Annotated in this window: 24 protein-coding genes; 5 read left to right on the top strand and 19 right to left on the bottom strand. The window is 73.2% G+C overall.

Annotated elements, in window-relative coordinates:
* A partial coding sequence (locus tag GTW08_RS27630; protein WP_161152727.1) for a xylulokinase occupies positions 1-1274 on the bottom strand: 1274 nt, incomplete at its 3' end.
* 72 nt (positions 1275-1346) lie between these two features.
* Here GTW08_RS27630 and GTW08_RS27625 point away from each other — a divergent pair.
* Genes GTW08_RS27625 through GTW08_RS27615 form a run of 3 tightly spaced genes read left to right on the top strand, consistent with a single transcriptional unit; the run spans position 1347 to position 3356 of the window.
* The gene (locus GTW08_RS27625) at positions 1347-1544 is read left to right on the top strand and encodes a hypothetical protein (RefSeq protein ID WP_073574504.1); all 198 of its coding nucleotides are present in this window, start codon (positions 1347-1349) and stop codon (positions 1542-1544) included.
* A gap of 1 nt (position 1545) precedes the next feature.
* Entirely contained in the window at positions 1546-2304 is a 759-nt protein-coding gene (locus GTW08_RS27620) for an SDR family NAD(P)-dependent oxidoreductase (protein WP_073574505.1), read from the top strand.
* On the top strand, positions 2301-3356 hold the full coding sequence (locus tag GTW08_RS27615) for a phosphotransferase (protein WP_174565864.1): 1056 nt from the start codon (positions 2301-2303) through the stop codon (positions 3354-3356). Before GTW08_RS27620 ends, GTW08_RS27615 begins: the two co-directional genes overlap by 4 nt.
* Here GTW08_RS27615 and GTW08_RS27610 read toward each other — a convergent pair.
* Positions 3343-4788, bottom strand: coding sequence for a cytochrome P450 (locus GTW08_RS27610; protein ID WP_073574507.1), 1446 nt, complete (start codon positions 4786-4788; stop codon positions 3343-3345). The two genes, GTW08_RS27615 and GTW08_RS27610, sit on opposite strands and share 14 nt — an antisense overlap.
* A 100-nt stretch (positions 4789-4888) precedes the next feature.
* Here GTW08_RS27610 and GTW08_RS27605 point away from each other — a divergent pair, with 100 nt between their 5' ends.
* Positions 4889-5464, top strand: coding sequence for a TetR family transcriptional regulator (locus GTW08_RS27605; RefSeq protein WP_073574508.1), 576 nt, complete (start codon positions 4889-4891; stop codon positions 5462-5464).
* 714 nt (positions 5465-6178) lie between these two features.
* Here the strand turns inward: GTW08_RS27605 and GTW08_RS27600 are convergent.
* From GTW08_RS27600 to GTW08_RS27530, 15 genes are all read right to left on the bottom strand, one after another.
* The gene (locus GTW08_RS27600) at positions 6179-6388 is read right to left on the bottom strand and encodes a hypothetical protein (RefSeq protein ID WP_139282714.1); all 210 of its coding nucleotides are present in this window, start codon (positions 6386-6388) and stop codon (positions 6179-6181) included.
* 275 nt (positions 6389-6663) lie between these two features.
* Positions 6664-7041: a hypothetical protein gene (locus GTW08_RS27595; RefSeq protein ID WP_073574510.1), complete on the bottom strand. Its 378-nt coding sequence runs from the start codon at positions 7039-7041 to the stop codon at positions 6664-6666.
* Positions 7042-7725: 684 nt separating this feature from the next.
* Positions 7726-8388, bottom strand: coding sequence for a helix-turn-helix transcriptional regulator (locus tag GTW08_RS27590; protein WP_073574511.1), 663 nt, complete (start codon positions 8386-8388; stop codon positions 7726-7728).
* Positions 8389-8564: 176 nt separating this feature from the next.
* On the bottom strand, positions 8565-9128 hold the full coding sequence (locus tag GTW08_RS27585; protein ID WP_073574512.1) for a hypothetical protein: 564 nt from the start codon (positions 9126-9128) through the stop codon (positions 8565-8567).
* An 840-nt stretch (positions 9129-9968) separates the two neighbouring features.
* Positions 9969-10724, bottom strand: a complete 756-nt coding sequence (locus tag GTW08_RS27580; RefSeq protein WP_161152726.1) for an enoyl-CoA hydratase-related protein — start codon at positions 10722-10724, stop codon at positions 9969-9971.
* Between the two features lie 44 nt (positions 10725-10768).
* Entirely contained in the window at positions 10769-11914 is a 1146-nt protein-coding gene (locus GTW08_RS27575; protein WP_073574513.1) for an acyl-CoA dehydrogenase family protein, read from the bottom strand.
* Positions 11911-13083, bottom strand: coding sequence for an acyl-CoA dehydrogenase family protein (locus GTW08_RS27570; protein WP_073574514.1), 1173 nt, complete (start codon positions 13081-13083; stop codon positions 11911-11913). Before GTW08_RS27570 ends, GTW08_RS27575 begins: the two co-directional genes overlap by 4 nt.
* Entirely contained in the window at positions 13080-14384 is a 1305-nt protein-coding gene (locus GTW08_RS27565) for a CaiB/BaiF CoA transferase family protein (RefSeq protein ID WP_073574515.1), read from the bottom strand. The genes GTW08_RS27570 and GTW08_RS27565 overlap by 4 nt, the downstream gene beginning before the upstream one ends.
* Positions 14381-15451 carry an ABC transporter ATP-binding protein gene (locus GTW08_RS27560; protein WP_073574516.1) on the bottom strand — a complete coding sequence of 357 codons (1071 nt, stop codon included), beginning with the start codon at positions 15449-15451 and terminating at the stop codon, positions 14381-14383. Before GTW08_RS27560 ends, GTW08_RS27565 begins: the two co-directional genes overlap by 4 nt.
* Positions 15448-16452 carry an ABC transporter ATP-binding protein gene (locus GTW08_RS27555; protein ID WP_073574517.1) on the bottom strand — a complete coding sequence of 335 codons (1005 nt, stop codon included), beginning with the start codon at positions 16450-16452 and terminating at the stop codon, positions 15448-15450. The genes GTW08_RS27560 and GTW08_RS27555 overlap by 4 nt, the downstream gene beginning before the upstream one ends.
* Positions 16449-17363, bottom strand: coding sequence for an ABC transporter permease (locus tag GTW08_RS27550; RefSeq protein WP_073574518.1), 915 nt, complete (start codon positions 17361-17363; stop codon positions 16449-16451). Before GTW08_RS27550 ends, GTW08_RS27555 begins: the two co-directional genes overlap by 4 nt.
* Positions 17360-18304, bottom strand: coding sequence for an ABC transporter permease (locus GTW08_RS27545; protein ID WP_073574519.1), 945 nt, complete (start codon positions 18302-18304; stop codon positions 17360-17362). Before GTW08_RS27545 ends, GTW08_RS27550 begins: the two co-directional genes overlap by 4 nt.
* An 11-nt stretch (positions 18305-18315) precedes the next feature.
* On the bottom strand, positions 18316-19905 hold the full coding sequence (locus tag GTW08_RS27540) for an ABC transporter substrate-binding protein (RefSeq protein ID WP_073574520.1): 1590 nt from the start codon (positions 19903-19905) through the stop codon (positions 18316-18318).
* 39 nt (positions 19906-19944) lie between these two features.
* Positions 19945-20682, bottom strand: a complete 738-nt coding sequence (locus GTW08_RS27535; RefSeq protein ID WP_073574521.1) for an enoyl-CoA hydratase-related protein — start codon at positions 20680-20682, stop codon at positions 19945-19947.
* 31 nt (positions 20683-20713) lie between these two features.
* The gene (locus GTW08_RS27530; RefSeq protein WP_202417784.1) at positions 20714-22843 is read right to left on the bottom strand and encodes an acetate--CoA ligase family protein; all 2130 of its coding nucleotides are present in this window, start codon (positions 22841-22843) and stop codon (positions 20714-20716) included.
* Positions 22844-23066: 223 nt separating this feature from the next.
* Here GTW08_RS27530 and GTW08_RS27525 point away from each other — a divergent pair, with 223 nt between their 5' ends.
* Positions 23067-23762, top strand: a complete 696-nt coding sequence (locus GTW08_RS27525; protein WP_083658135.1) for a TetR/AcrR family transcriptional regulator — start codon at positions 23067-23069, stop codon at positions 23760-23762.
* Between the two features lie 11 nt (positions 23763-23773).
* Here GTW08_RS27525 and GTW08_RS32285 read toward each other — a convergent pair whose 3' ends face one another.
* Together GTW08_RS32285 and GTW08_RS27515 are read right to left on the bottom strand one after the other, a co-directional pair.
* Positions 23774-24373, bottom strand: coding sequence for a hypothetical protein (locus tag GTW08_RS32285; RefSeq protein ID WP_237454247.1), 600 nt, complete (start codon positions 24371-24373; stop codon positions 23774-23776).
* Positions 24374-24662: 289 nt separating this feature from the next.
* Positions 24663-25107: LutC/YkgG family protein (locus tag GTW08_RS27515; RefSeq protein ID WP_161152725.1), on the bottom strand; the 445-nt coding region annotated here is incomplete at its 5' end.

Raw genomic sequence — 25107 nt, 5'->3', positions numbered from 1 at the left:
AGCGCCCACGCGGCCTGGCGGGCGGCGCCGTCGGCCACGTACTCGCCGGGCTCGGGCACCCGCACCGGCACCTCGAAGACCTGCGCGGCGATCCGGCAGACCGCCTCGGAGCGGGCCGCCCCGCCGACCAGGGTCACCCCGGACACGGTGACGCCCTGCTCGCGCAGCGCCTCCAGTCCGACCCGCTGCGCGGACAGCATGCCCTCGACCGCGGCCCGGGCCAGGTTCTCCCGGGTCCCCGACGCCAGCGTCCAGCCGTGCAGTGCGCCGGTCGCGTCGGGCAGGTTCGGGGTCCGCTCGCCCTCCAGGTAGGGCACCACGACCAGGCCGTCCGCGCCCGGCTCGGCGGCCAGCGCGAGGCGGCCCAGCTCGTCGTGGTCCACGCCGAGCAGCCGCCGGGTCGCATCCAGCACCCGGGAGGCGTTGAGCGTGCACACCAGCGGGAGATAGGCGCCGGTGGCGTCGGAGAACCCGGCGACGATCCCGGAGGGGTCCTGGGCGCGACGTTCCGAGCGGGCGAACACCGTCCCGGAGGTGCCCAGCGAGACGACGACGTCGTCGCCGGCGTCGACACCCAGCCCGGCCGCCGCGTTGTCGCCCGCCCCGGCGCCGACCCGGATCCCGCCCGGGCCGTCGACGGACTCGGCCGGACCGAGCAGCCGCGGCAGCGCCGGCGTCGAGCCGAAGAAGCGTTCCAGCAGCTCGGGGCGGTAGTCGACGCCGTCGAACCAGCCGGTGCCCGAGGCGTCGGACCGGTCGGTGACCAGCTCGTCGAGACCCGCGCCGCCGGCGAGCCCGCCCCCGCGGAGCTTCCAGGTCAGCCAGTCGTGCGGCAGGCACACCGCCGCGGTGCGGGCGGCGTTCTCCGGCTCGTGCGCGGCGAGCCAGCGCAGCTTGGCCAGGGTGATCGAGGCCACCGGGACGACGCCGGTCGTCTCCGCCCACCGGTCCGCGCCGAACTCCTCGACGAGCTCACGGGCGGCGGCGGCCGAGCGGGTGTCGTTCCACAGCAGCGCGTCGCGGACGACCTCGCCGCGCTCGTCGAGACAGACCATGCCGTGCTGCTGGCCCGCGACCGACAGCGCCGCGACGCCGTCGAGGCCGCCCGCGTCGTCGATCGCGGCCTGCAGCGCCTCCCACCAGAGCCGGGGCGCGATCTCCGTACCGTCCGGGTGTGCGGCGCGCCCGGAACGGACGAGCTCGCCGGTGTCGGCGTCGCGGACGACGACCTTGCAGGACTGGGTGGAGGAGTCCACCCCGAGCACCAGTGCCATGCCCCCCAGCCTGCCATCGCCGGACCGGCGCGGCGGGAGACAGGCGGGGTGGATCGGTGCCAGGGTGGTCCCATGAGCGACGAGCAATGGTTCTACTGCCTCAAGCACGGCACCGTGGAGACCGCCGACGGCTGCCGGTCGGCCGACCGGCTCGGCCCGTACCCGGACAAGGCCACCGCGGCCCGCGCGCTGGAGATCGCCAAGGAGCGCACCGAGTCCGAGGACCGCAAGGACCGTGAGTGGAACGCCGGGGGCTCCGGGGCGTCCTGAGATGAGCGCGTCGAGCGACGGAGGCCGGGTCGTCGTCGTCACCGGCGGGAGCCGGGGGATCGGTCGGGCGGCGTGCGCGGCGTACGCGGCCCGCGGCGACACCGTCGTCGTCGCCAGCCGCAGGGCCGAGGCGTGCACCGCGCTGGCTGCGGAGCTGACCGCGGAGCACGGCACGCCGGCACTGGGCGTCGGCTGCCACGTGGGCCGCTGGGCGGACTGCGACGCCCTGGTGGACCGGGTGCTCGCCGAGCACGGCCGGATCGACGTGCTGGTCAACAACGCCGGGATGTCCCCGCTCTACGGGTCGCTCACCGAGGTCACCGAGGAGCTGTTCGACAAGGTCCTCGCGGTGAACCTGCGCGGTGCCTACCGGCTCGGTGCCCGCTGCGGAGAGCTCATGGCCGCGGCGGGCGGCGGCGCGATCGTGAACGTCTCCTCGGTCGCGGCGGTGATGCCGGGCCCCGGCGAGCTGCCCTACGCGCTGGCCAAGGCCGGGCTCAACGCCCTGACCGTCGGGCTCGCCCGCGCCTACGCGCCGTCGGTGCGGGTCAACACGGTGATGCCGGGCCCGGTCCGGACCGACATCGCCGAGCACTGGACCGAGGAGTTCCGCACGCGGATCGCCGGCACCGTCCCCGCCGGACGGGTGGGGGAGGCCGCCGAGGTCGTCGGCGCGATCCTCTACCTGACCGGCCCGGACGCCGGCTACACGACCGGCGCGACGATCAAGGTCGACGGCGGGATGGCGTGGTCGACGTGAGGTCCCCGGCCGACGTCGTCGACCGTGCCGCGCTCGGGGCCTGGCTGCGCGACCAGGGCCTCGGCAACTGGTCCGGCGAGCTGGAACCGGTCGGCGGCGGCACCCAGAACGTGGTGCTGCGCACCGTCGTCGACGGCAGGCCGCTGGTCCTGCGCTCCCCGCCGGTGCACCCGCGGCCGGGGTCGGCCCGCACCATCGCCCGTGAGATCACCGTGCTCGGCGCGCTGCGCGGCACCGACGTGCCGCACCCGGAGCTCGTCGCCGCCTGCACCGACGCCGAGGTGCTCGGCAGGCCGTTCTACCTGATGTCCGACGTGGACGGCGTCAACCCCGGCGAGCGGGTCTCGCCCGAGCAGGCCGCGACCACGGCGCTGAGGCACGGCGCGGTGCTCGACGTGGCCCGGGCCGCGGCACGGCTGGGACGTCTCGACCCGGCCGCCGTCGGGCTCGACGGGCTGCGCCGCCCCGGCCCGTTCCTGGAACGGCAGGTGCCGCGCTGGACCGAGCAGCTGGCGTCCTACTCCGAGGTGCCCGGCTACGACCCGGGCGACCTGCCCGACGTGGCCGTCGCCGCGGACTGGCTGACCCGCCACCGGCCGCCCGAGCCGGAACCGGGCGTCGCGCACGGGGACCTGCACCTGAACAACGTGCTGCTGGACCGGACCCGGCCGCGGGTGGCCGCGCTGGTCGACTGGGAGATGTGCACCGTCGGCGACCCGCTGCTCGACCTCGGCTGGCTGCTGGTCACGTGGCCGGTCGACCCGGTCGGGTTCGGCGCCGGGACCGAGCTCGCCGGGTACGGCGGGCTCCCCACCCGGGCCGAGCTCGTCGCCGCCTACGCCGACGCCGGCGGCCGCGACACCACCGGCATCACCTGGTACGCGGGGCTGGCCGCGTTCAAGCTCGGCGTCGTGCTGGAGGGCACCTGGGCGCGGGTCGCCGCGGGCGAGGCGGACCGCGCGGTGGGGGAGCGGCTGCACGGCGCGGCCGTCGCGCTGCTGGCGCTGGCCGTGCGGATCGCCCGCGACGAGTGGGCCGTCAGCGCGGGGTGAGCCGCACCGGGATGCCGCCCACCGGCACCGGCAGCGACGTGTTGTCCCAGCGCAGCCGGTAGGAGGGCTCCACGCTCCACCGGTAGCGGCGCAGCATCTCGTGCAGGATCGCGGTGACCTCCAGGGTCCCGAAGTGCAGCCCGATGCACTTGTGCACGCCACCGCCGAACGGGATCCACGCGTCGCGGTCGGAGCGGTCCTCGCGCCGGTCCGGGCCGAACCGCTCGGGGTCGAAGCGCTCCGGGTCGGTCCAGCAGGACCGGTCGTAGTGGTTCACCGCCTGCGCGACGACGACCCGCGTCGCCGCCGGCACGTGGTGCCCGGCGACCGCGGTGTCCTTCACCGCCGTCCGCATGACCAGCGGTACCGGCGCGTCGAGCCGCAGGGCCTCCCGGATCACCAGGTCCAGCGAGGTCAGCTCGCGCAGCTCGGCCACGGTCGGGGCGCGGTCCCCGATCCGCTCGGCGAGTGCGTCGGACTCGGCGCGGCAGCGCTCCTGCCAGACCGGGTGGCGCGCGAGGTGGTGCGCCGCCGACGCCGTCGTGGTGGTCGACGTGTCGTGCGCGGCCATCATCAGGAAGATCATGTGGTTGACGACGTCGTCGTCGGAGAACGTCTCGCCGTCGTCGGTGCGGGCGTGGCACAGCGCGGAGAACAGGTCGGTGCCCTCGCCCGCGCGCTTGGCCGCCAGGTTCTCCCGGAACCAGTTCTCCAGCACCACCCGCCCGCGCAGCCCGCGCCGCCACCGGGTGCCGGGCAGGTCCTTGCGGACGAAGGAGTTCGCGGCCCGGACGCAGTCGACGAACGCCCGGTTCACCGCCTCGGCCTCCGGTCCGGAGCGGGCGTCCATGAACACCGCCTGCGCGACGTCCAGGGTGAGCCGCTTGAGCGCCGGGTAGAGCCGCAGCCGCTCCGGCCAGGTCGGCAGCACCTCGCGCACGACGGGGGTGGTCGCGGCGACGTAGCTGGAGATCCGGTCGGCGGTGAAGGCCTCCTGCATGATCCGCCGGTGCGCGCGGTGCTCGTCGAAGTCGAGCAGCATCAGGCCGCGGTGGAAGAACGCGTCGACCGTCGCGCGCCACCCCTCCTGGGAGAACGCCTTGTCCCGGTTGGTGAGCACCTCCCGGGTCGCGGCCGGGCCGGTCACGACGATCGCCCGGCCGACCGGGGACCGCATCCACCACACCGGGCCGAGTGCCTCGGTGCGGGCGCGGGTGAAGCGGTGCCCGAACCGGATGTAGGCCAGCGCGTGGCCGAGCAGCGGCATGCCCTCGTCACCGGGGACCTCGGCCAGCCCGTGCGGTGCCGGGCCGAACGGCGCGGGACGGTGGCTCCGGGCGCCGGTGGCGAGCAGCGCGTCGTCGAGCCGGTCGGGCGCGGGCAGGGTCAGGACGGACGACCAGCGCTCACGCGCCTGCTGCACCAGCTTCACGGTACTGCTCCTCGGGCCTCGACGTCGGTGTCCCCGCCGAAGTTAGACACATCCGGCAGAACTGTCCAGGTGATGGACGGGTCGTGTCATGATGTCTTCCATGAGCGAGCGGCGGACGATGGCGCGGCGGGCCCGCGACGAGCTGCGCGGTGAGGCCCTCGACGTCGCCGAACGCCTCGCGGTCGCCGGGGAACGCCCGTCGATGCCCGAGCTCGCCCGCCGGGTCGGGGTCAGCAGGCAGACCCTCTACAGCGAGTTCGGCGACCGTGACGGCCTCGCCGCGGCCTTGATGCTGCGCGCCACCGACCGGTTTCTCGACCGGATCGAGGCCGCCCTCGACGGAGAGTCCGACCTGTACTCGGCCTGGGTCGCCGCGGTCGACGCCGCCCTCACCGAGGCGGGGGAGAACCCGCTGATCAAGGCCCTGCTCAGCGGCGACGCGGCGGTCCCGTCCGCGTTCGGCGCCGACTCCGGTCCGATCATCGCGGCCGCGGCCGAGCGGTCCGCGGGCTACCTGCGCCGGGTCAGGCCCGGGGCCCGCGAGCAGGACGTCCGGCTCGCCGCCCAGACCGCCGCCCGGCTCACCGTCAGCCACATGGTGCTCCCCACGGGCCCGGCCGCGCGCTCGGCGGAGGACATCGCGACGGTGGTGGTGCGGACGCTCGGTGCGGCCTAGCGGAGGCGGACCGTGCGGCCGTCCCCGAGTAGGGCCGGGGCGGACGTCGTCGGCTCCCGGCGATGACGATGCGGGTGCCGTTTACATTCGTCGGAGAATCGCGGCCTTTTTTGCCTCGTGTTCGGAGACACTGAGCAGGTCTGCAGAGTGCAGATCGCGCAATTTCGATAATAGATCTACAAGGCTACTCATGTCGTGGTCGGTGGCAGGGGATGGCCTGGCGCGACCAGCATGAGTCGACGCGTCAGCGTCGGCACGAAGAGAGTCAAGAAGTCGCTGAGCATCCACCCGCTTCGACGGGCCGAGTTCGATGCTGTCCGTCCCCGTGTGGACGTTCAGGTATGCATATACGTCGTTCCCGGTTAATTTGCTGGACGTCACCGACGAGGTCGCTATGTCCACGAGGCGATTGAGTACGGTGGCCTCCCACTTGATGAGGCGGCGATCGGTGACGATGTTGAAGTCTGCGCGATGGCCATAAACAGGTGCGACCGCGACTACATGCTCGTTGCTGCCGCTAACCCCTGATGATGCGAGGCGTCTGGCTGATTCTCTCACCATCCACCCTTACCTCAGCATGGGTTTCACCGGATGCAATGCCTCGTCGACATCATGTCGGCCCAAATCCACATCGATCATGTCATCACCCTTCCCCCGACGGAACAAATCTGCTGGGTCGTACTACGGCGTTTGATCGGCCCAGGCGAAGCGATGTCAGCATCCCTGAGCGTGGGGGAACTGCAGGCAGAACAGCTCCGTACTCCCGTTCGGGACGGAAGACGGCGGCGGGGAGGTCAGTGAGGACAACCGACCAAGAGGGCTCTCTTCCCAGGCGGTCTGCAGCTGGTTGATCTTGACGGCGACCCAGAGGACGACGACCAAGAACGTGAGCGAGGCGAGGCTGGCCAGGATGTAGGTGACCACGCGCAACACACTCAGCGCGGCCGAGCCGTGCTGGTTGGGAAGTGCGGTTTGGCCAGGAGTCGGCGGTCGGTGGGAGGGCATGTACTGGGGGGATGTCATCTCGCAGATCCCTTCGACGAAGCCACTCCGATCTCGGGAATGGCACAACGGCTGGTCAGGACAGAAAGGACGCGGCCCGAGCCCGCGCTAACAGATCGTCCAGGCCGAGTTCGAGTTCTGGGGCCATGGCGTCTGGGGCACTGTCGCGCGGCTCCCGGATCGACCGGTGCGGTCAGTCAGTCGGCCGGACCGGTCGATCCGGGTGCCAAGGGCGGGCGCATGGTCTCCAGCGTGTCGCTGAGTTCTAGGATCCTCGCCCGATGCGTAGCCCACGCCCCAACGGCCGCCGCGACCATGACGACGAACCACACCCAGGGCGCGGTCAGAGCGGCGAGGACGAGACCCGCGACGAACCCGAGTGCCAGGACCTGGTTGGCACGCTGCCGGGCCTGCCGCTCGCCCTCCTCGCGCACGCGCTGGACGTCGAAGACGTAGTCGGCCTCGGCGCGCTGCGCCGGGGTCATGGCGGCCCGCCGCATGACCTCGGCTCGCTCGTGCAACGCGTTGGCCCGGGCCAGCTTCTGCTGGATGCGAAAGTTCGCCCGTCGACCCATGACCAGTCCTCGCCTCCCCAGCGCAGCCAGCCGGCGGCGCAAGCCACTGACCTATCGGCCCCTGGAGGGGGTCCGTTCCGCGGCGCTCGTCCGCATCATCAGAACTGATGAGCCAGGGCACGAATGAGGTCGACCGCGCCGGCGTCGGGCCATGGCCAGCGCCGGCCGGGCAGCTCGACCGGGAACAACTCGGTTTGCTCCGCCACCACGGCTACCGGCCCGGCGCGCATCGCGCACTTCAGGCACGGGATCGCTGGTGGCGAGCAGGTCGCCGGCTGCGGCGAATCCGGACCAGCCCTGGTGACAGGCCGGGACCGGCAACGTGAGGTCGCCGAGCCAGGAACGGAAGGCGACAGCGGGCACGACTCGGGAACGGCCGATGCGGAGCTGGTGACCAGTGAACCGTCCGACCTGGGCGCGAGCGAAAACCTCCGGATCCACCCGGCGGGGGAACAGCTCCAGGGCGAGGGTCACCGCTCATCTCCTTCCACCCGCAGACCGAGCTCGCCTCGAAGCGTGGCACAGGGGACCGACAACCACTGCCGCGCCGACCGCGCGGTAGCCGGCGTCTCCGGGGGCCGGTGTGAGCGGTGGGTCAGGCCGGGGGCGGTGCCGCCTGCCAGTCGTAGAACCTCTGACGCGCGCGTCGCCGTCGCGCCCGTGCCGGGCGTCCTCGACTGCGGATCAGCTGGGGCCGGTGGTCTTGATGTCTTCCCTACCGGCTGCGGCCGTCGGCGATGTTCCGATCTCGACGGGCGCTGTGGAGTATCCGAGGCTGCGCATCCTCTCGATCATGGGGTCTGGTTCCCCACGTAGCTCGGCGGCGTAGCGCTCGACGCCGGCGCGGAACCAGATCGCGACCCCCTCGCGGACACGCGGGGGGAAGCCGTCGCGGGAGGTGTGGCGGTAGGCCATGGCTCGTTTCACGCCGAGGATCTGGCAGACCTCGTCGATGCCGACAATGTCGGGGAAGCGGTCGATGGCCAGGCGGCGATCGACCTCGTCGAGTGTGAGGACTTCCAAGGCGACGGTGCGGACGCGGCCGCGGTTCTCCGGGGTCGTCAGGGGGACGACGCGTTCGAGACCCTCGCGAGCGGCGGCCTCCAAGACGCGTGCGAAGTCGGCGAGGTCGCTGCCCATGGTGCGATTGGTGGTGGGGATGACCCAGCCGAGGCGGCCGATCGGCCTACCGCGAACGGGGGCCGTGGTCATCGCGACCCCGTCGTTGCCGATCCTTGCGGCCACGGCCTGGCCGATCTCGTGGACATCGGTATCGGCTGGGATCGGCGGGTCGATGGCCAGAGTGATCGACAGGGAGAGGTATCGGACGGCGGGGGAGGAGTCCACGCTCCGAACTTACGACTATGATAGAAAATTGTCTACTGCCGTGAGTGCGGCGGCGATCTTCCTGAGGGTCGCCCCACGTCGGTGGTCCAGCCTCAGGTCCCTACGCCGCGAGGGGAACGCCCTGTGGAACGGGAGGAATCGGTCGGCTGAGGGCGCGGAGGGCCCAACCGCCGACGTCAGGTCAACGGTGCGGCGCCAGCCGCACCGAGTGCACGCTCGCGGCGCAGTTGTCGAACAGCCGAAACCACGCCGGTCACTGTCACGGCGGTCGCGGCCAGCAAGATCGCCCACCACCAGATCTCTCCGGCCGGTCGGGACAGGAGCTGGCTCCAGACCAGCACGGTGATCGGACCGAGGGTGATGAGCTCGCGGCGGCGCTGCGCAACCCGGGCACGTGCATACGACGGCCATCCCGCGGCGGCCTCCGCATCGCCCCGCGACAAGGACCGGTCGATCTCCTTCCTCCGCGCGTGCCCTGGGTCAACCCCCGTAGTGGTGAGCACAGCGGCAGACGGACGAGGCGTACCTGCCAGGTGCCACGCGATCACACCCAACACAGGCGCCGCGATCAGCAGCATCCAGGCGACGATCACCGAGCCGACCTCTACGGGCACTCGCGGTCCGACGACGATCTCGACGGCAGGCCACAGCGCTATGCCCGTAACGCCCACGATCCAGCTCCGCCACAGGCGTCGGCTCAGGCCAGACGGCGGCTCCAGCTCACTCTCCGACACGTCCACACCCCCCGCCCTGCGACTGCCCCGTTCTCCAGGATGCGCCCCGTTGCGGCACCTCGGTCAACCCCGATCTATATACGCACAGCCGGGGCACACCGGCCCGTCGAGGCGCCACCCTGCCACGACGAGCCACTGCTGCGCGGCCGCGGACAGTACGTCGTCGGCCCCGGCGGGGTCGGCAGCGAGGTCCCCCACGAGCAAGGGGCCGTCGCCGTAGCGCGCGCAGGTCAGGTCGGTGATCGGCCCGGCCGGCGGGCAGGCCCGGCAGTAGCGCGCGGTAGTCGGGCCGTCGGGGTCGGGGACCAGCTACACGCGTACCAGCGGCTCGACAGTGGATTTCGAAGAATCAACCAGAAGATCCCTCGGAAACTCATTCGAACATCTTCATGCACACGTACATCCACGTTACGAATGGGAGCCTCCCGGGCATCGCCACAGCCCGCTCTGGACCTACCCCGACCGCAATTCGCCCCGCTACGCACTGTCAACTCGTCACCAGTCCCTGCACAAGGCGATCACCGCCGAGCTCCAGCAACTCCCGCGGGCGGCGTGCTGCTGCGACGTCGACGCGGCGGTCATGAACCCGGGCAGGTCCCGTCCGGGCATGCGTTCACGATCCGGAGCACCAAAGCCGGCAGGCGGTGCAGCCAGCCGACGTTGACCACCGGGAACGACCACGGGACGGCCTCGTCCGTCGGGACGAACGCGACACCGTAGGCCGCCGTCGGGGGTCCAGCCGGGCATCTTCTGGCCGGCGAACCGATCCACCGCGCCCTGGATCAGCCCATCCACTGACCCGTGCGCGGATATCGCTGCCAGAACAGCGATATCCGCGCACGGGGGTCAGCGTCCCTCCCAGACGGGCGCCCGCTTCTCCACGAACGCGGCCACCCCCTCGACGCGGTCCCGGCTGGTGTAGGGGTCCGGGCCGACGGACAGGCGCAGCGCCGAGGACAGCGGCAGCTCCCCGCCCCGCCCGATCGCGGCCTTGTAACGCTGCACGGTCAGCGGCGCGTTCCCGGCGATCCGCCGGGCCAACGCGTCCGCTTCGGCCGCCAGCGCTGCACCGGAGACGACCCGGTTCACCAGGCCCCAGCGGTGCGCGTCGGCGGCCGAGAGGTCGTCGCCGGTGTAGAGCAGCTCGTAGGCGATCCCGCGCGGCACGATCCGGGACAGCAGGTGCACTCCGAAGTTCGCGCCCATCCCGCGCTTGGCCTCCGGCAGCCCGATCCGGGCGTGCTCGGCGGCGAGGCGGACGTCGCAGGCCAGCGCGAGCTCGCAGCCGCCGCCCATCGCCCACCCGTTGAGCGCGGCGACCGTCGGCTTGCCGCACTCGAGCACCGTCTCGAACACGTTGCGGGAGAACCCGGCCATCGGCCGCAGCCCCGGGCCCGGCCCGGTGTCGGCCTCCCGGACCTCCTTGAGGTCGACGCCCGCGGAGAACGCCCGGTCCCCGGCGCCGGTGAGCACGACGGCCCACACGTCGTCGTCGGCGTCGAAGCCGTCGAAGGCGCGGACCAGGTCGCCCTGCAGTCCGGTGGACAGGGCGTTGAGCCGCTCCGGGCGGTCCAGGGTGACGGTCGCGACTCGGCCGTCCACGACGACGTCGAGCCCGTGCTCCGTCCTTGTGTGGCCGCCGGTCCTCACGCGGCGGCCCCGCGGGCGATCGCCGGCCACAGTGCCCCGGCTCCGCCCTCGGTGAGGGCGGCCCCGAGCCGGGTGCTCCACACCCGCTCGCCTCCGTACTCCTCGCGCCAGGACCACAGCCGCCGGGTGAGCTGACCGAGCTCGTACTCGCGGGTCATGCCCATCGCGCCGGTCGCCTGGTGCGCGGCGGCGGCGATCAGCCCGGCCGACTCGCCGGCCACCGTCGCGGCCGCCGCGATGTCGAGAAATGGCGGCTCGGCGCGGGTGTTGGCCGCCGCGACGCGGGCCGCCATCCGGACCGTCTCGGTCTGCTCGGCCAGGCGCACCAGGTGCGCCGCGACCGCCTGGAACCGAGCGACCGGACGTCCGAACTGCTGGCGCTGCCCGGTGTAGGTGACGGTGATGTCGAGGATTCGCCCGGCGGCGCCGGCGATCAGCGCCGCCCGGGACAGCGCGCCGCGCAGCAGCAGCGCGTCGTGGCTGACACCGTCCGGCGCCGGCGCGACCTCCCCGCCTCCGGCCCCGCCGACCGGCACGTCGTCGAGGTGCACGGTGTCGCGCGGCTCCGCGGCGAGGTTGGTGCCCGGCGTGATCCGCGCCGCGCCCGGGTCGAGCGCGACGACCTGCAGCCCGTCCGGGGAGTCGGCGAGCAGCACGATCCGGGCCGCCTCCCGTGCCCACGGCACCCGCGCGACGCTGCCCGCGGCGACCCAATCGCCGTTCTCCTGCCGCAGCGACACCGATGCCGGCCTCCGGCCTTCCTCGCCGGTGTCCGCGGACGACGTGCCGGACCAGCCGGCCGTCGCCGCCGTGGTGACCGGCCCGGACGGGATCTCGAACCCGGCCGCCGCGAGCAGCCACCCGCCGAGCAGCCCGGTCTCGGCCACCGGCAACGGCGCGGCGTAGCGCCCGACCTGCTCCAGCACCGCGCACGCCTCGGCCACCGAGCCGCCGACCGCGACGCCCCCGGCCGCGTCCTCGGGGACCGAGACCCACGGGAACCCGCCGGCCGCGACGGCCGCCCACAGCTCCGGGGCCCACCCGGTGCGCTCGGCCGCGGCGACGACGTCCTGGGGGCATCGTGCCCGCAACACCTCACCGACGGCCTCGGCGACCAGGTCCGCGTCGCTCGGGGCGCTCATCGGCCGGCCCCGGTCAGGCCCTTGGCCGCGATACTGCGCAGCACCTCGGTGGTGCCGCCGCGCAACGTGAACGACGGCGCGGTCTGCACCGCCTCGGCGAGCAGCCGCTCGAACAGCCCGGGCCCCCCGGGGTCGATCTCCTGACCGGCGACGTGCCGCAGCACCTCCACCACCTCCTGCTCGTAGAGCGTCCCGATGTCCTTGACCAGCGCCGCCTCCACCGCGGGCGCCGCACCCCGCTCCAACGACCGGGCCACCGCCAGCGAGAGCTGCCGGATCGTCCAGAGCTTCGCCGACGCCCGCCCGACCGCGGCCCGCGCCGTGTCGTCGAACGTGACCCCGAACTCCCGGTGCTGATGCTCGTTCCGCTGGCGCTCCTCTCGGACGAAGGCGGCGAGCAGCCCGAACGCGGACAGGTAGCGGTCCGGGCCGGAGCGCTCGTAGGCCAGCTCCGAGGTCACCTGGTGCCAGCCGGAGCCGACGTCGCCCAGCACCCGGTCGTCGGGCACGAACACGTCGGTGAACACGACCTCGTTGAAGTGGTGTCCGCCGTCGAGGTAGTGGATCGGGGACACCTTCAGCCCGGGCGCGTGCAGGTCCACGATCAGCTGGGACAGCCCGCCGTGCCGGTCGTCGGACGGCGACGTGCGGCACAGCACCACGAAGAAGTGGTTCAGGTGCGCGGCACTGGTCCAGATCTTCGTGCCGTTCAGGACCCACCCGCCGTCGACCTTCGTCGCGGCCGTGCGCACCGAGGCGAGGTCGGAGCCGGCGTCGGGCTCGCTCATCCCGAGGGAGAACCAGCACTCGCCGGCCGCGATCCGCGGCAGGAACCAGCGGCGCTGCTCCTCGGTGCCGAACGCGAGCAGCGTCGGCGCGGTCTGCCGCTCGGCCACCCAGTGCGCGACGATCGGCGCACCCGCGGCCAGCAGCTCCTCCACCACGACGAACCGCTCCACCGGCGTCGCGCCCTGCCCGCCGTACTCGCGCGGGATGGCCATCCCGACCCAGCCACGCGCGGCCAGCCTGCGGGAGAACTCCGGGTCGTGGCCGCCACCCAGACCCAGCCCGGGCCGGAAGTCCGGCGGCAGCTCGGCCGCTAGGAACTCCCGCACCTCGAGCCGTAGGCGTTCCTCGGTCTCGGTCAGCACGGTCGGCGCGAAGATCATGCGGTGCTCCTCCTCGAAGCTGCGGTGTCGCCTGCGGTGTCGGCTGAGGCATCGGAAAGGGGCGCGGCCACCGCGGCGCCGGAGCGCAGCAGGCCCTCGACCTCGCCGGGGGTGAAGCCGAGCTCGTCGAGCACGGCGGTGGTGTGGGCGGCGAACGCCGGGGACGGCCGGGTGGGGTCGGACGGGGTGTCGCCGAAGCGGATCGGGCTGCCCAGGCCCCGGTAGCGGCCGATCGCCGGGTGCTCGACGTCGGCGACCAGGCCCTCGGCCTCCACGTGCGGATCGGAGAGGACCTCGTCGAGCGCGCGGACCTCGCCGCACGGGATCGCCGCCGCCCGCAGCTCGGCGATCCACTCGGCGCTGGTGCGGGTGGCGAACAGCGCCGTCAGCCGGATGCGGACGGTGTCCGGGTCGGTGCCCAGCAGTGCGACCGGCAGCCCCGCGATCGTGGCCAGGCGCTCCTGGGTGGGCGGGCTCCCGGCACCGACCGAGATCGCGCCGTCCGCCGTGCCGAACACGCGGTAGTGCGCGGTCAGGGTCAGCCGGTCGCTCTGGTGCGCGGCACGGGCGGCGTCGATCCGGTCCCGGCCCGCACCGCCGCGGCGCAGCGCGGGCAGCTCGTCGGCGACGAAGCCGGCCCGCCACCCGTCGACGGACTCGACGTGCGAGAACTGGTTGTTCTGCATGGTCAGCGCCGCACCGAGCAGCGAGACGTCGACCTGCTGGCCGCGCCCGGTGCGGTCACGGGCCAGCAGCGCCATCGACACCCCGGCGAGCAGCAGCAGCGACGACGCGTAGTCCGCGACCTGCACCTCGCTGTGCCGCGGGACCCCGTCGGCCTCCGCGCCGAGCGCGGCGACCAGCCCGGAGTGCGCCTGCATCACCACGTCCATGCCGGGCAGCCCGGCGTCGGGCCCGACCGTGCCGTATCCGGTGACCAAGCCGTGCACCAGCCGCGGGTGCCGCGCCGAGAGGGTCGCGAAGTCCAGGCCGCGACGGGCGACCGCGGCCGGGCTCATGTTCACCAGGACGACGTCCGCGGCCGCGGCCAGCCGGTCGACCACGTCGGCCGCGCCGGGGTGGGCGAGGTCCAGGGCGACCGACTCCTTGCCCCGGTTCTTGATCGCGAACTGGCGGCTCTCCCGCGGCGCGAGTTCGAGCGCGCGGCGGTAGGAGTCCCCGCCCGGCGGCTCGACCTTGATCACGCGGGCGCCGGCGTCGGCCATCAGCTGCGCGCAGAACGGGACGGACACGAACTGCCCGAACTCGACGACGGTGATCCCGTCCAGGGAGCCGGTCACGGCGCCACCCTCGGCGCCGCGTCCACCCCGCCCACCCCGCCCGCCCCGAGCGGTCTACCGGCCAGCGCCGGGCCGGTGGTCTGCAGGTGACAGGCCACGTCGCCGCCGCCCTCGACCGGCGTCACGGCCGGCGCCACCTCCCGGCACACGTCCATCGCGAACGGGCAGCGGGTCACGAACGCGCATCCTTCGGGCGGGTTCGCGGGGTCGGGCAGGTCCCCGGTGAGCAGCATCCGTTTCCCGGTGCCGGCGTCGCACGGATGCGAGGCCGGGATCGCTGAGAGCAGCGCCTGTGTGTAGGGGTGGGCGGGGGAGTCGTAGACGCGGTCGGTCGGGCCGCTCTCCACGACGTGCCCGAGGTACATCACCGCCACCTCGTGCGCGATGTGGCGCACCACGGCCAGGTCGTGCGCGATGAACAGGTAGGACAGCCCGAACCGGCCGCGCAGGTCCTCCAGCAGGTTGATCACCTGGTTCTGGGTGGAGACGTCGAGCGCGGACACCGCCTCGTCGCAGACGACCAGGCTCGGGTTGAGCGCGACGGCGCGGGCGATCGCGACCCGCTGGCGCTGACCGCCGGAGAACTCCGCCGGGTAGCGGTCGGCGTGGCTCGCGGGAAGCCCGACGACGTCGAGCAGCTCGGCGACCCGGGCCCGCGCGTCGCGGGGTGTGAGGCGTTCCTGCTCGCGCAGCGGTTCGGCGATGCTCTCGCCGATCACCGAGCTCGGGTCCAGCGAGGAGTACGGGTCCTGGAAGACCATCTGCATCGTGCGGCGCATCTCCCGCAGCGCCCGCCCGCGCAGCGCGGTGACGTCGGTGCCGTCGACGCGTACCCGCCCGCCGCGGATCGGGACCAGCCGCAGGACGGCGCGCCCGAGTGTCGACTTGCCCGAGCCGGACTCGCCGACCAGGCCCAGGGTGCGGCCGCGCCCGACCCGCAGGTCGACCCCGTCGACGGCGTGCAACACCCGGCCGCGCCCGCGCAGGCCGGGCGAGCCGAACGTGACGCGCAGGTCCTCGACCTCCAGCAGGTCATTGCGGGTGTCCACCGCCGTCGAGTCGCTCATCGGGCACCTCGCAGGGTCAGCTCGTCGTGGCGCAGGCAGCGCGAGAGATGGTCGGGACGGGTGGTGAGAAGCGACGGCGGTTCCTCGCACGCAGGCAGGGCATACTCGCAGCGGGGCGCGAACCGGCAGCCCGGAGGCATCGCCCACGGCTCCGGGGTCCGGCCCGGGATCGACGGGAGCCGGTGCCCGCGCGAGCCGAGCTGGGGCATCGCGGCCAGCAGCCCCTCGGTGTAGGGGTGGCGGGGGTGATCGAACAGCTCGCCGACCTGCGCCTGCTCCACGACCTGCCCGGCGTACATCACCACGACCCGCTCGCACACCTCGGCGACCACGCCGAGGTCGTGGGTCACCAGCAGGACGCTCATCCCGAGCTCGGCCTGCATGCTCGCCAACAGCTCGAGGACCTGCGCCTGGATCGTCACGTCCAGGGCGGTGGTCGGCTCGTCGGCGATCAGCAGTGACGGCTCGCAGCTGACCGCCATCGCGATCATCGCGCGTTGCCGCATGCCGCCGGAGAACTCGTGCGGGTAGTCGTCGGCGCGGCGCCGGGCGTGCGGGATGCCGACCAGGTCGAGCACCTCGACCGCCCGGTCCCGGGCCGCCCGCCGGGAGCCGCCGCGGTGCAGGCGCACCGTCTCCGCGATCTGGTCGCCGATCCTGAACGCCGGGTTCAGGCTGGTCATCGGCTCCTGGAAGACCATGGCGACCTCGTTGCCGCGCACCGAGCGCAGCTCCCGCTCGGAGAGCCCGAGCAGGTCCCGCCCGCCGAGCGTCACCGATCCGGACGCGACCCGTCCGACGCCGCGGGGCAGCAGGCCCAGCACCGAAAGCCCGGTGACGGTCTTGCCGGAGCCGGACTCGCCGACCAGGCCGACGATCTCGTGCTCGCCGACAGAGAACGTCGTCCCGGCCACGACGGTGGACCAGCCGTGGTCGGTGGCGAACTCGACGCGGAGGTCGGACACGCCGAGCAGGGTGGAGGTGGTGGCGGGTGCACTCATGGGGCGGCCTTCCGGATCCGGCGGCCCAGGGCGTCGCGCAGCCCATCGCCGATGAGGTTGAACGACAGGGTGGCCACCGCGATCGCGACGCCGGGCCAGAACACGAGCAGCGGGGTGGAGCGGATCTCCTTGAACCCGCTGCCGAGCATCACGCCCCAGCTCGCGGTGGGCGGTACGACGCCGAGCCCGAGCAGGCTCAGCGCCGCCTCGGCGAGCAGCGCGGCGGCCAGCATCACCGAGACCTGCACCAGCACCGGAGAGGCCACGTTCGGCAGCACCCGCCGCGCGATGATCTTCCACGCCGGGGTTCCGATGCTGATCGACGCCTCCACGTAGGTCTCCGCGCGGACCCGCAGCGTCGCCGCGCGGGTCACCCGGAACAGCCGCGGTGCGTAGACGATCCCGAGCGCGACCATGGCGTTCTGCAGACCGGGGCCGGTCGCGGCGATGATCGCGATCGCCAGGATGATCGCCGGGAACGTCATCAGGACGTCGCCGGCCCGCCCGAGGAGCCAGTCCACCTTCCCTCCGACGTAGCCGGCGAGCAGGCCCAGCGGGACGCCGACCGCGGTGGCGATGGCCACGGCCAGCGCGGCCGCCATCAACGACACCCGGCCCGCGTAGAGCAGCCGGGTGAACGTGTCCCGGCCGAGCGAGTCGGTGCCCAGCCAGTGGTCCGGGGTGGACAGCGACAGCCGCCGCGGGACGTCGATCGCCTCCGGTGCGTAGGGCGCGATCAGCGGTGCGGCCAGCGAGGCCAGCACGAGCACGGCGAGCACGACCAGGGCGACGAACGCGGGACGGTTGTCCCGGAAGCGGCGCCAGAAGCCGGGCCGGTCGGGCCCCGGCGCCGGTGCGGACGACGGCGGCGCGGCCGGTGGCGGGGTCGCGGCGGGTGCAGTGGTGGTCATGACTGCCGGATCCTCGGGTTGAAGTAGCCGTAGGACAGGTCGACGAGCAGGTTGATCAGCAGCACCAGCGCCGCGACCACGAGCAGCACGCCCTGCACCATCGGGAAGTCCCGGGCGAACACCGATGTGTAGGCGAGGTTGCCGAGGCCGGGCAGGGCGAACAGCTGCTCGATCACGACGGTGCCGCCGATCAGGCGGCTGGCCTCGAGCCCGAACGCGGTGACGACGGGCACGGCCGCGTTCTTCAGCGCGTGCTGCCCGACCACGCGCGCCGGGGGCAGCCCCTTCGCCGTGGCCGTGCGCACGTAGTCCTCACACAGCACGCCGGTCATCCCGGCCCGGGTCTGCCGGGCGATCACCGCGGCCGGCGCCAGCCCCAGTGCCGTGGCCGGCAGGAACAGGTGCAGGAACCACTGCAGCGGGTTCTCGGTGAGCGGCACGTAGCCGACCGCCGGGAAGATCGTCAGGTTGATCGCGAACAGCAGCACCAGGATCATGCCGACCCAGAAGTACGGGACGGCCACGCCCAGGCTCGCCGCGAACGTCGCGACCCGGTCGATCCAGGTGCCCGGACGCATCGCGGCCAGCACCCCGACCGCCACCCCGAGTACCAGCGCCACGGCGAGGCTGAGCAGCGCCAGCGACAGGGTGGCGGGCAGCCGGGAGAACACCGCGTCGGCCACGGACTGGCTGGAGAACAGCGACTGGCCCAGGTCACCCTGCAGGACCCCGCTGAACCAGTGCCAGAACTGCACCAGGAACGGGTCGTCGAGGCCGAGGCGCTCGCGCACGGCCGCGATCTGCTCCGGGGCCGGGTTCTCCCCGGCGAGGGCGACCGCGGGGTCGCCGGGGACCAGCACGATCAGGCTGAACACGCAGAAGCTGACCACGACCAGCATCGGGACCGTGAATGCCAGCCGGCGGGCGAGAAGACCGAGCATCAGAACCTCCCTCAGGGGTTGATCGCCGCTCCGCGGAACTGGCGGGACGCGTCGGCGTAGATCTCGACCCCGCCGACCTTCGGGTTCTGCACGTAGGGGGTCGTCAGGTTGCACAGGGTGATGTGCGGCGCCTGCACCTCGGCCACGCGGTCGAACAGCTTCGTGAACTGCGGTGCCCGGTCGGCCGGCGTCGCACCGCGGGAGGCGGCCTCGTCGGCGACGACCATCTCCGGGTCGTTGAACCCGCCGGGGTTGTTGAACCCGTCCGGGCGGTAGTACTCGGCGGTGAGCACGCTCGCGTCCGACTCGGCCTTCTGCTCGAACAGGATCGCGTCCACACTCTTGGACACCGAGAAGTCCTCGGCCAGCTTGTTCAGGTCCACCGGAGTGATCGACATCGTGATGCCGACCTCTGCGAAGTTCGCCTGCATGATCTGCGCGATCTGCTGGTAGACGTCGAGATTGACGACCTCCAAGTCGAACGAGAACCCGTCCGGCAGGCCGGCCTCGGCGAGCAGCTGCCGGGCCCGTTCCGGGTCGTGCCGCGGCGGCGTCACGTTTTTCGACGACGCGTAGTAGAAGTCTGGGAACATCTGCCCCGCCGGCTGGCACAGGCCACTGACCAGCAGGCTGATCGACTGCCGGTCGACGGCGACGTTCATCGCCTGGCGGACCTTCTCGTTGCCGAACTCCGAACGCGCGGTGTTCAGGTTCAGCGTGTAGCTCGACAGCGAGGGCTGCTGGCAGATCGTCAGGCCGGATTCCTGGGCCGGGCGCAGCATGCTGGCCCGCAGGAACGTCACGTCCGCGGCACCGGTGGTGACGGCGTTGAGCCGGGCGTTGTCGTCACCGGAGATCAGGTAGGTCATCTTCGCGAGGCGGGCGGCGTCCGGGTTCCAGTAGCCCGGCACCCGGGTGTACTCGACGCGGTCGCCCGGGACGTAGCGGCTCATCGTGTACGGGCCGGACCCGCCGGTGGGCTTCACGTCCTCGCCGGGCTTGTCGAACGTGGCCGGGCTCATCATCATCCCGGCCGAGCCGCCCAGGATCGTGATCAGCGGACCGGCCGACGTGTCGGTGACGAGGCGGACCGTGCGCTCGTCGAGCACCCGAACGTCGGTCAGGGACTCCAGCCGGTTCGCGTTGAACGAGCCCTCGGAGTCGCGGTGGCGCAGCAGGTTGGCGCGCACCGACTCGGCGTCGAACGCGACGCCGTCGTGGTAGCGCCAGTCGGGGATCAGGCGCATGTCCACCGACCGGCCGTCCGGGGAGAGCTTCCAGGACTCGGCGAGCATCGGCTCGGCCTCACCGGCGGCGTTGACGTGCACGAGGCTGTCGTAGATCGGGTAGAGGTACATCTGGCTGTTGTTGGTGGTGATCTTGTCCGGGTCGAAGCTCGTGTTGTCGACCGAGTAGATCCAGGTCAGCTCCGCGTCGCGGTCGGTGCGCGGCGCGACCGGCGGGCAGTCGATCGGGCCGGTGTCGGCCTGCGGGATGGCGCCGGTCCCCGCTCCGCACGCGGTCGCGGCGACGAGCAGCAGGGGCAGCATCAGCACCGCGAAGCGGCGCGGCGTCACGTGGCGGGTGGTGGACGGGCGCACGGGGACCTCCTTGTCCGGCGTCGACCCCTCAGGGGCGCGTCAGCGCGAGTTTCGACGGCGCTGGGACCACATCTGGGTGGCGCGTTCGAACTCGACGGCTGCGTCCCAGCCGATGCCGGGCGGGCCGAGCTCGGTGCGGAACGACCGGACGGCCTCGCGGGCCAAAGCCGGGTCCTTGGCCGGTTCGGCGGCGAACCGGTGCGCGGTGTCCTCGACGTCGGCGTCCGGGACCGCGGCCCAGGCCATCCCGATCTCGGCGGCGCGGCGGCCGTCGACCTCCTGGCTGAACAGGCCCATCGCGGCGGTGGCCTCCCGCCCGGCGGTGCGCCCGGCGATGGTGAAGAAGCCGCCGCCGGGGTGCAGGCCGATCCGCAGGAACCCGGCGAGCAACCGGGCGTCGGTGGCGACGACCCGCAGGTCGGTGGCGAGCATCAGGTTGATCCCGGCGCCGACGGCGGCCCCGCGGACCGCGGCGATCGTCGGCACGGCGAGGTTGCCGACCCGCACGAACGCCTTGTAGACGGCGCCGGTCTCCTGGAACGTGCCGTCGGCTGCCTGGTCGGCGCCGGGGTTCCAGGTCCGGCGGTCCGCCCCGGAGCAGAACGTGCCGCCCGCCCCACGGACCACGGCGGCCCCGATCTGCGGGTCGGCGTCGATCTCCTCGCAGGCGGCGACGAGCTCGCGCCCCATCTGCGGCGTCAGCCCGTTCTTCACCTCCGGCGAGTCGACGGTCAGGGTCGCGACCCCGTCGGTCTTGTCCAGGACGATCGAGCCCATCGATGTTCCTCCACGGTGCGGTTGGGTGCGGTCAGGGGGTGCGGGTGGCGACGAGGACGTCGACGGCGACGGCGCCGGTCGGTCCCACGATCAGCGGGTTGATCTCCAGTTCGGCCAGGTCGGGGCGGCGGGCGACGACGGCGCCGACCCGGACGATCGCCTCGACGACGGCGTCGACGTCGACCCCCGGGGCGCCGCGGTGCCCGGCCAGCAGCGGCCAGCACCGCAGCTCGCGCAGCAGGGCGTGCGCGTCGCCGGGGGTGATCGGGGCCAGCGCGGTCGCGACGTCGCGGTGCACCTCAGTGGCGGTGCCACCCAGTCCGACCGTGAGCACCGGCGGCCATCCGTCGCGCCCGCCGCTCGCGCCGACCAGCAACTCCACGCCGCCCGGGACGGCCTGCTGGACCAGAACCCCGGCCAGGCTCGCGACAGTGGTGGCGAGCTCGTCGAACACGGCGGCGGCCCGCTCGGCTGCGACGCCGAGCCGGACGCCACCGGCCTCGGTCTTGTGCTCCAGCCCGGGGGCGACGGCCTTCATCACGACGGTGCCGCCGGCTCCGGCCAGCGCCCGGGCCGCGTCGGTGGCCTCGGCAGCGGTGCCGGCGTGCACCGACGCCGGGGTGTCGACACCGATCGCGTCGAGCAGCGCCCAGCCACCGTCGGTGGCCGGGTCGAGGTCGTCCGCCGCTTCCGGGAGCCACGGCAGCGGCGCCCTGCCCGGCGCCGTGTCCGGCATCCGGTCGGAGGTCAGCGCACCGGCCACCCGGGCCGCGACGGCGATCGAGGAGAACACCGGGATCCCGGCCTCGCGCAGGATCGCGCGGGCGCGGGTGGTCCGGTCCTGCCCGGCCAGCCACACCACCGAGCACGGCACGCCGCTGCCCGACATGGCGGCCGTCAGGTCCTCGGCCAGGTCCGCGGCCTCGTCGCCGACGACCATCGTCAGCAGGACCAGCAGGGCGTCCACCGACGGGTCGGCGCAGACGATCGAGCAGACGTCGCCGAACGCGCGCTCGCCGGTATTGAACAGCTGCGCGGTCACGTCGACCGGGTTGGCCAGCGCCCCGAATGCGGGGACGAGGCGGGAGAGCTTGTCCTGGGTCTCCGGCGCGAGCTCGGGCAGGGCCAGGCCGTGGCCCTCGCAGCGGTCCGCGGCGAGGATGCCCGCCCCGCCGGACGTGCTGACCGCGGCGATCCGCCGACCGGCCGGGCGGGGCTGCCCGCGCAGCACGGTGGCCGCCGCGAGCAGCTCCTCGACGTCGTCGACCAGCACGACGCCGTACCGGCGTGAGACCAGGCGGAACGCGGTGTCGTCGCCGAGCATCGCCCCGGTGTGCGAGACGGCGGCGCGGCGCCCGGCGCCGGACCGGCCGGACCGCAGCACCACCAGCGACGTCCCGGCCGCTGCGGCCTCGGCGGCGAGGCGCTCGTAGGCGGCGCCGTCGCGGACCGACTCCGCGTAGACGGCCAGGACCGAGATCTCCGGGTCCGCCGCGAGGTACCGGCCGATCTCGGTCAGGTCCACGTCGGCCTGGTTGCCGGTGCTCACCCAGGCGGTGAGGTCGAGGCCCTGCTCGGCGGCGATGTCGAGCACCGAGCCGCCAACCGCGCCGCTCTGTCCGACGTAGGCGATCCCGGAGCTGCCCCGCAACGGCCGGTCGGCCGCGGCGGTGAACGTGGCGAACAGGCGGGTAGGCGCGTAATAGATGCCCTGACAGTTGGGGCCCAGGACCCGGACGCCGGACTCCCGCGCGGCTGCGACGAGCTCGTGCTGCAGCTCAGCGCCGTCGGTGCCCACCTCGGCGAACCCGGAGGCGAACACAACGACCGCGGCCGCGCTGGCGGCGCCCGCTTGGCGTACCGCGTCCGGGGCGTGCGCGGCCGGGACCAGTGCGAGCACCAGGTCGACCGGGCCCGGCACCGCGTCCAGGGACGCAAAGCAGGGCAGCCCGGCGAGCTCGTCGTACTTCGGGTTGACCGGCCACACGTGCCCGGAGAACCCGCGCTCGGCGAGCCACCGCAACGGGCGCGCCATCGGGCTGTCCGCCCGCCCGGTCGCGCCGAGCACAGCGACCGCGTGCGGCCGGAACACTCGGTTCCAGTCGGTCGGCGGCGTAGCCTCCGGCCCGTTCGGCCGGGTCGCGTCGACGGTCTCCGTCACAGGGTGGACCTCCTCGTCCGCGGGGCACGACAGGGGACCCGTCACACGGACGGGCGCCGAGGTACGTGCTGGTCTCCGGTGCGGTGGCGGCACTCGGCCACAGTGACCCGGTTCACACACGGTAAGTCGACATCCGTGTCGACTACAAGTCTTTCCGCAGCCGATTTCGTATGCGATCCTTCGCGGCGACCGGAGGAGCCCCTGGTGAGGGAGCAGGTGACGGGTGACGGAGCGGGTGGCGGGCGAGGCGCGCAGCGGCGTGGGCAGCCGCAGGCGGGCGAGCATTGGGGCCACGCCGAGCACCGCGCGCGGCCGCCGGACCCGGGCGCTGCTGCTGCAGGGCGCGCGGACGGTGTTCGAGCGCGACGGGTTCCTCGACGCACGGGTCGCGGACATCGCCGCCGCCGCGGGCACCGGACACGGCAGCTTCTACACCTACTTCGACTCCAAGGCCGACGCGTTCCGCACCCTGGTCAACGAGGTGATGGAGACCGGGCTCTACGCCCCGGCGCGGCCGCCCAGCCCGCGCAGCGGGGACGGCCGGGCGCCGACGGTGACCGAGGCGTGGCGGCGGATCGAGCAGGGCAACCGGCGCTACCTGGAGCTGTTCCGTCGGGACAGCCGGTTGCTCGCCCTGTTCGAGCAGGTCGCCTCGTTCGACGAGGAGCTGCGACGCTACCGGCTCGAGCTGCGCGAACGCTCAGTCGCCCGGGCTGCGGCCGGGATCGCGAGATTGCAGGAGTGGGGCCTGGCCGATGCCGACCTGGACCCGGTGCTCGCCTCGCACGCGCTGAACTCGATGGTCACCCAGTACATCTACTACTGGCTGGTGCTGGGCCAGGAGCACACCGAGGCGGACTCGGTGCGCACCCTGACCCACCTGTGGGCTCGCTCGATCGGCTTGCCCCCTCCGCCGTAGATCACGACCCGTCACCACCACGGACACGCGGCCGTCCGCGGGCGACAGACCGGACGTCGGCACGCATGCTGTGGTGGCTCGGACCGGTCCGGGCTGGTCGGGTCAGGCAGGTTCTGCAGGGCGTGGAAGAACCGGATCGCGGCCATGCGCCAGCTCATCGAGGAGACTTTCGCCCCGGCCTGGGCGAGTGTTGTCAGGTAGCCGCTCACCGCGGCCGGTGGGGCCGTTGACGGGTCGTGGTGCTCGCTGGTGCACCAGTCGCAGAACTCCTGCCAGCCGGTGCGGCAGGCCTCGATCGTGGCGGAGGCTTTCGAGGCCTGACCGTAGGCGATCTCTTCGGCCGAGAGCGGGCTGTCGTCGAGGTCGGTGACGGGTACCAGCCCGGCCGCCCGATGGTCGTGCTCGTCGGACCCGGCCAGGCCGGCGACGCCCCGATGTTTCTGCACCTGATGAGTCATCTGCGCATCGACCGGGCCGGACCGGGCCGGCCGCGGACCCGCCCGCAGCGGGTCCGCGGCGACAAGGCCCACTCCTCGCGCGCGAGCCGCCGTCACGTGCGTGAGCGCGGCATCGTCGCGGTCATCCCGGAACCCTGCGACCAGCAGGGGCACCGGAAACGACGCGGTTCCCGCGGCGGTCGGCCACCGGCGTTCGACCGCGACGACTACCGCGGCCGTAACGTCGTCGAACGCGGCTTCTGCGAGGTCAAACAGTGGCGCGGCCTGGCGACCCGCTACGACAAACTCACTCTGACCTACCGCGGCGGGGTCGTCCTGAAGACCATCGTGACCTGGCTACGCGCGTTAGGAGGCACGCCCTGGCTCCGGACGGCGTCGCCCGCCCCGCGGGGCAGCCGCGGCACGTCCGGCGCCACCACCAGCGCCGGCCCCGCCGGAACCGTCAGCTGACGATCACCACGTGCAGTGTCCGCGGCCCGTGCACGCCCTCCACCCGGTCCAGCTCGATGTCGCTGGTCGCGCTCGGCCCGCTGATCCAGGTGTGCGGCCGCGCCGGGTCCAGCGCCGCCACCGCCTCCGGCACACCGGCCACGACCTGGTCGGCGCGGATCACGCAGACGTGCAGGTCGGGGACCAGCGTCGCCGCGCGCCGGCCCTGGCCCGGACCGTGGTCGAGGATGATCGTGCCGGTCTCGGCGATGCCGACCGCGGCCGTCGACAGCACGCCGTCGCAGCGGTCCAGCTCCGACACCGCGACGTCCGGCCCGTCCGGGACGACCTCGACGTCGTCGGGCACCAGACCGGCCGGGAAGCCCGGCGGCACCAGGATCCGCAGCGGGCCGGAGCCCGCGAGCGGGGACCGGCCGGCCAGGGCACCGGCGACCCGC

This window comes from Pseudonocardia sp. SID8383, assembly GCF_009864975.1.
GTDB classification, from domain to species: Bacteria; Actinomycetota; Actinomycetes; order Mycobacteriales; family Pseudonocardiaceae; genus Pseudonocardia; species Pseudonocardia alni.
The sequence above is the reverse complement of the archived record's forward strand: the minus strand, read 5'-3'. Positions and strand labels throughout refer to the sequence as shown.

Coding starts and splice junctions, on each gene's coding strand:
- GTW08_RS27620 (WP_073574505.1), top strand. CDS start 1,546: ATGAGCGCGTCGAGCGACGGAGGCCGGGTCGTCGTCGTCACCGGCGGG.
- GTW08_RS27570 (WP_073574514.1), bottom strand. CDS start 13,083: ATGATCTTCGCGCCGACCGTGCTGACCGAGACCGAGGAACGCCTACGG.
- GTW08_RS27535 (WP_073574521.1), bottom strand. CDS start 20,682: ATGGGCTCGATCGTCCTGGACAAGACCGACGGGGTCGCGACCCTGACC.
- GTW08_RS27605 (WP_073574508.1), top strand. CDS start 4,889: ATGAGCGAGCGGCGGACGATGGCGCGGCGGGCCCGCGACGAGCTGCGC.
- GTW08_RS27560 (WP_073574516.1), bottom strand. CDS start 15,451: ATGAGCGACTCGACGGCGGTGGACACCCGCAATGACCTGCTGGAGGTC.
- GTW08_RS27555 (WP_073574517.1), bottom strand. CDS start 16,452: ATGAGTGCACCCGCCACCACCTCCACCCTGCTCGGCGTGTCCGACCTC.
- GTW08_RS27550 (WP_073574518.1), bottom strand. CDS start 17,363: ATGACCACCACTGCACCCGCCGCGACCCCGCCACCGGCCGCGCCGCCG.
- GTW08_RS27595 (WP_073574510.1), bottom strand. CDS start 7,041: ATGGGTCGACGGGCGAACTTTCGCATCCAGCAGAAGCTGGCCCGGGCC.
- GTW08_RS27545 (WP_073574519.1), bottom strand. CDS start 18,304: ATGCTCGGTCTTCTCGCCCGCCGGCTGGCATTCACGGTCCCGATGCTG.
- GTW08_RS27625 (WP_073574504.1), top strand. CDS start 1,347: ATGAGCGACGAGCAATGGTTCTACTGCCTCAAGCACGGCACCGTGGAG.
- GTW08_RS27575 (WP_073574513.1), bottom strand. CDS start 11,914: ATGAGCGCCCCGAGCGACGCGGACCTGGTCGCCGAGGCCGTCGGTGAG.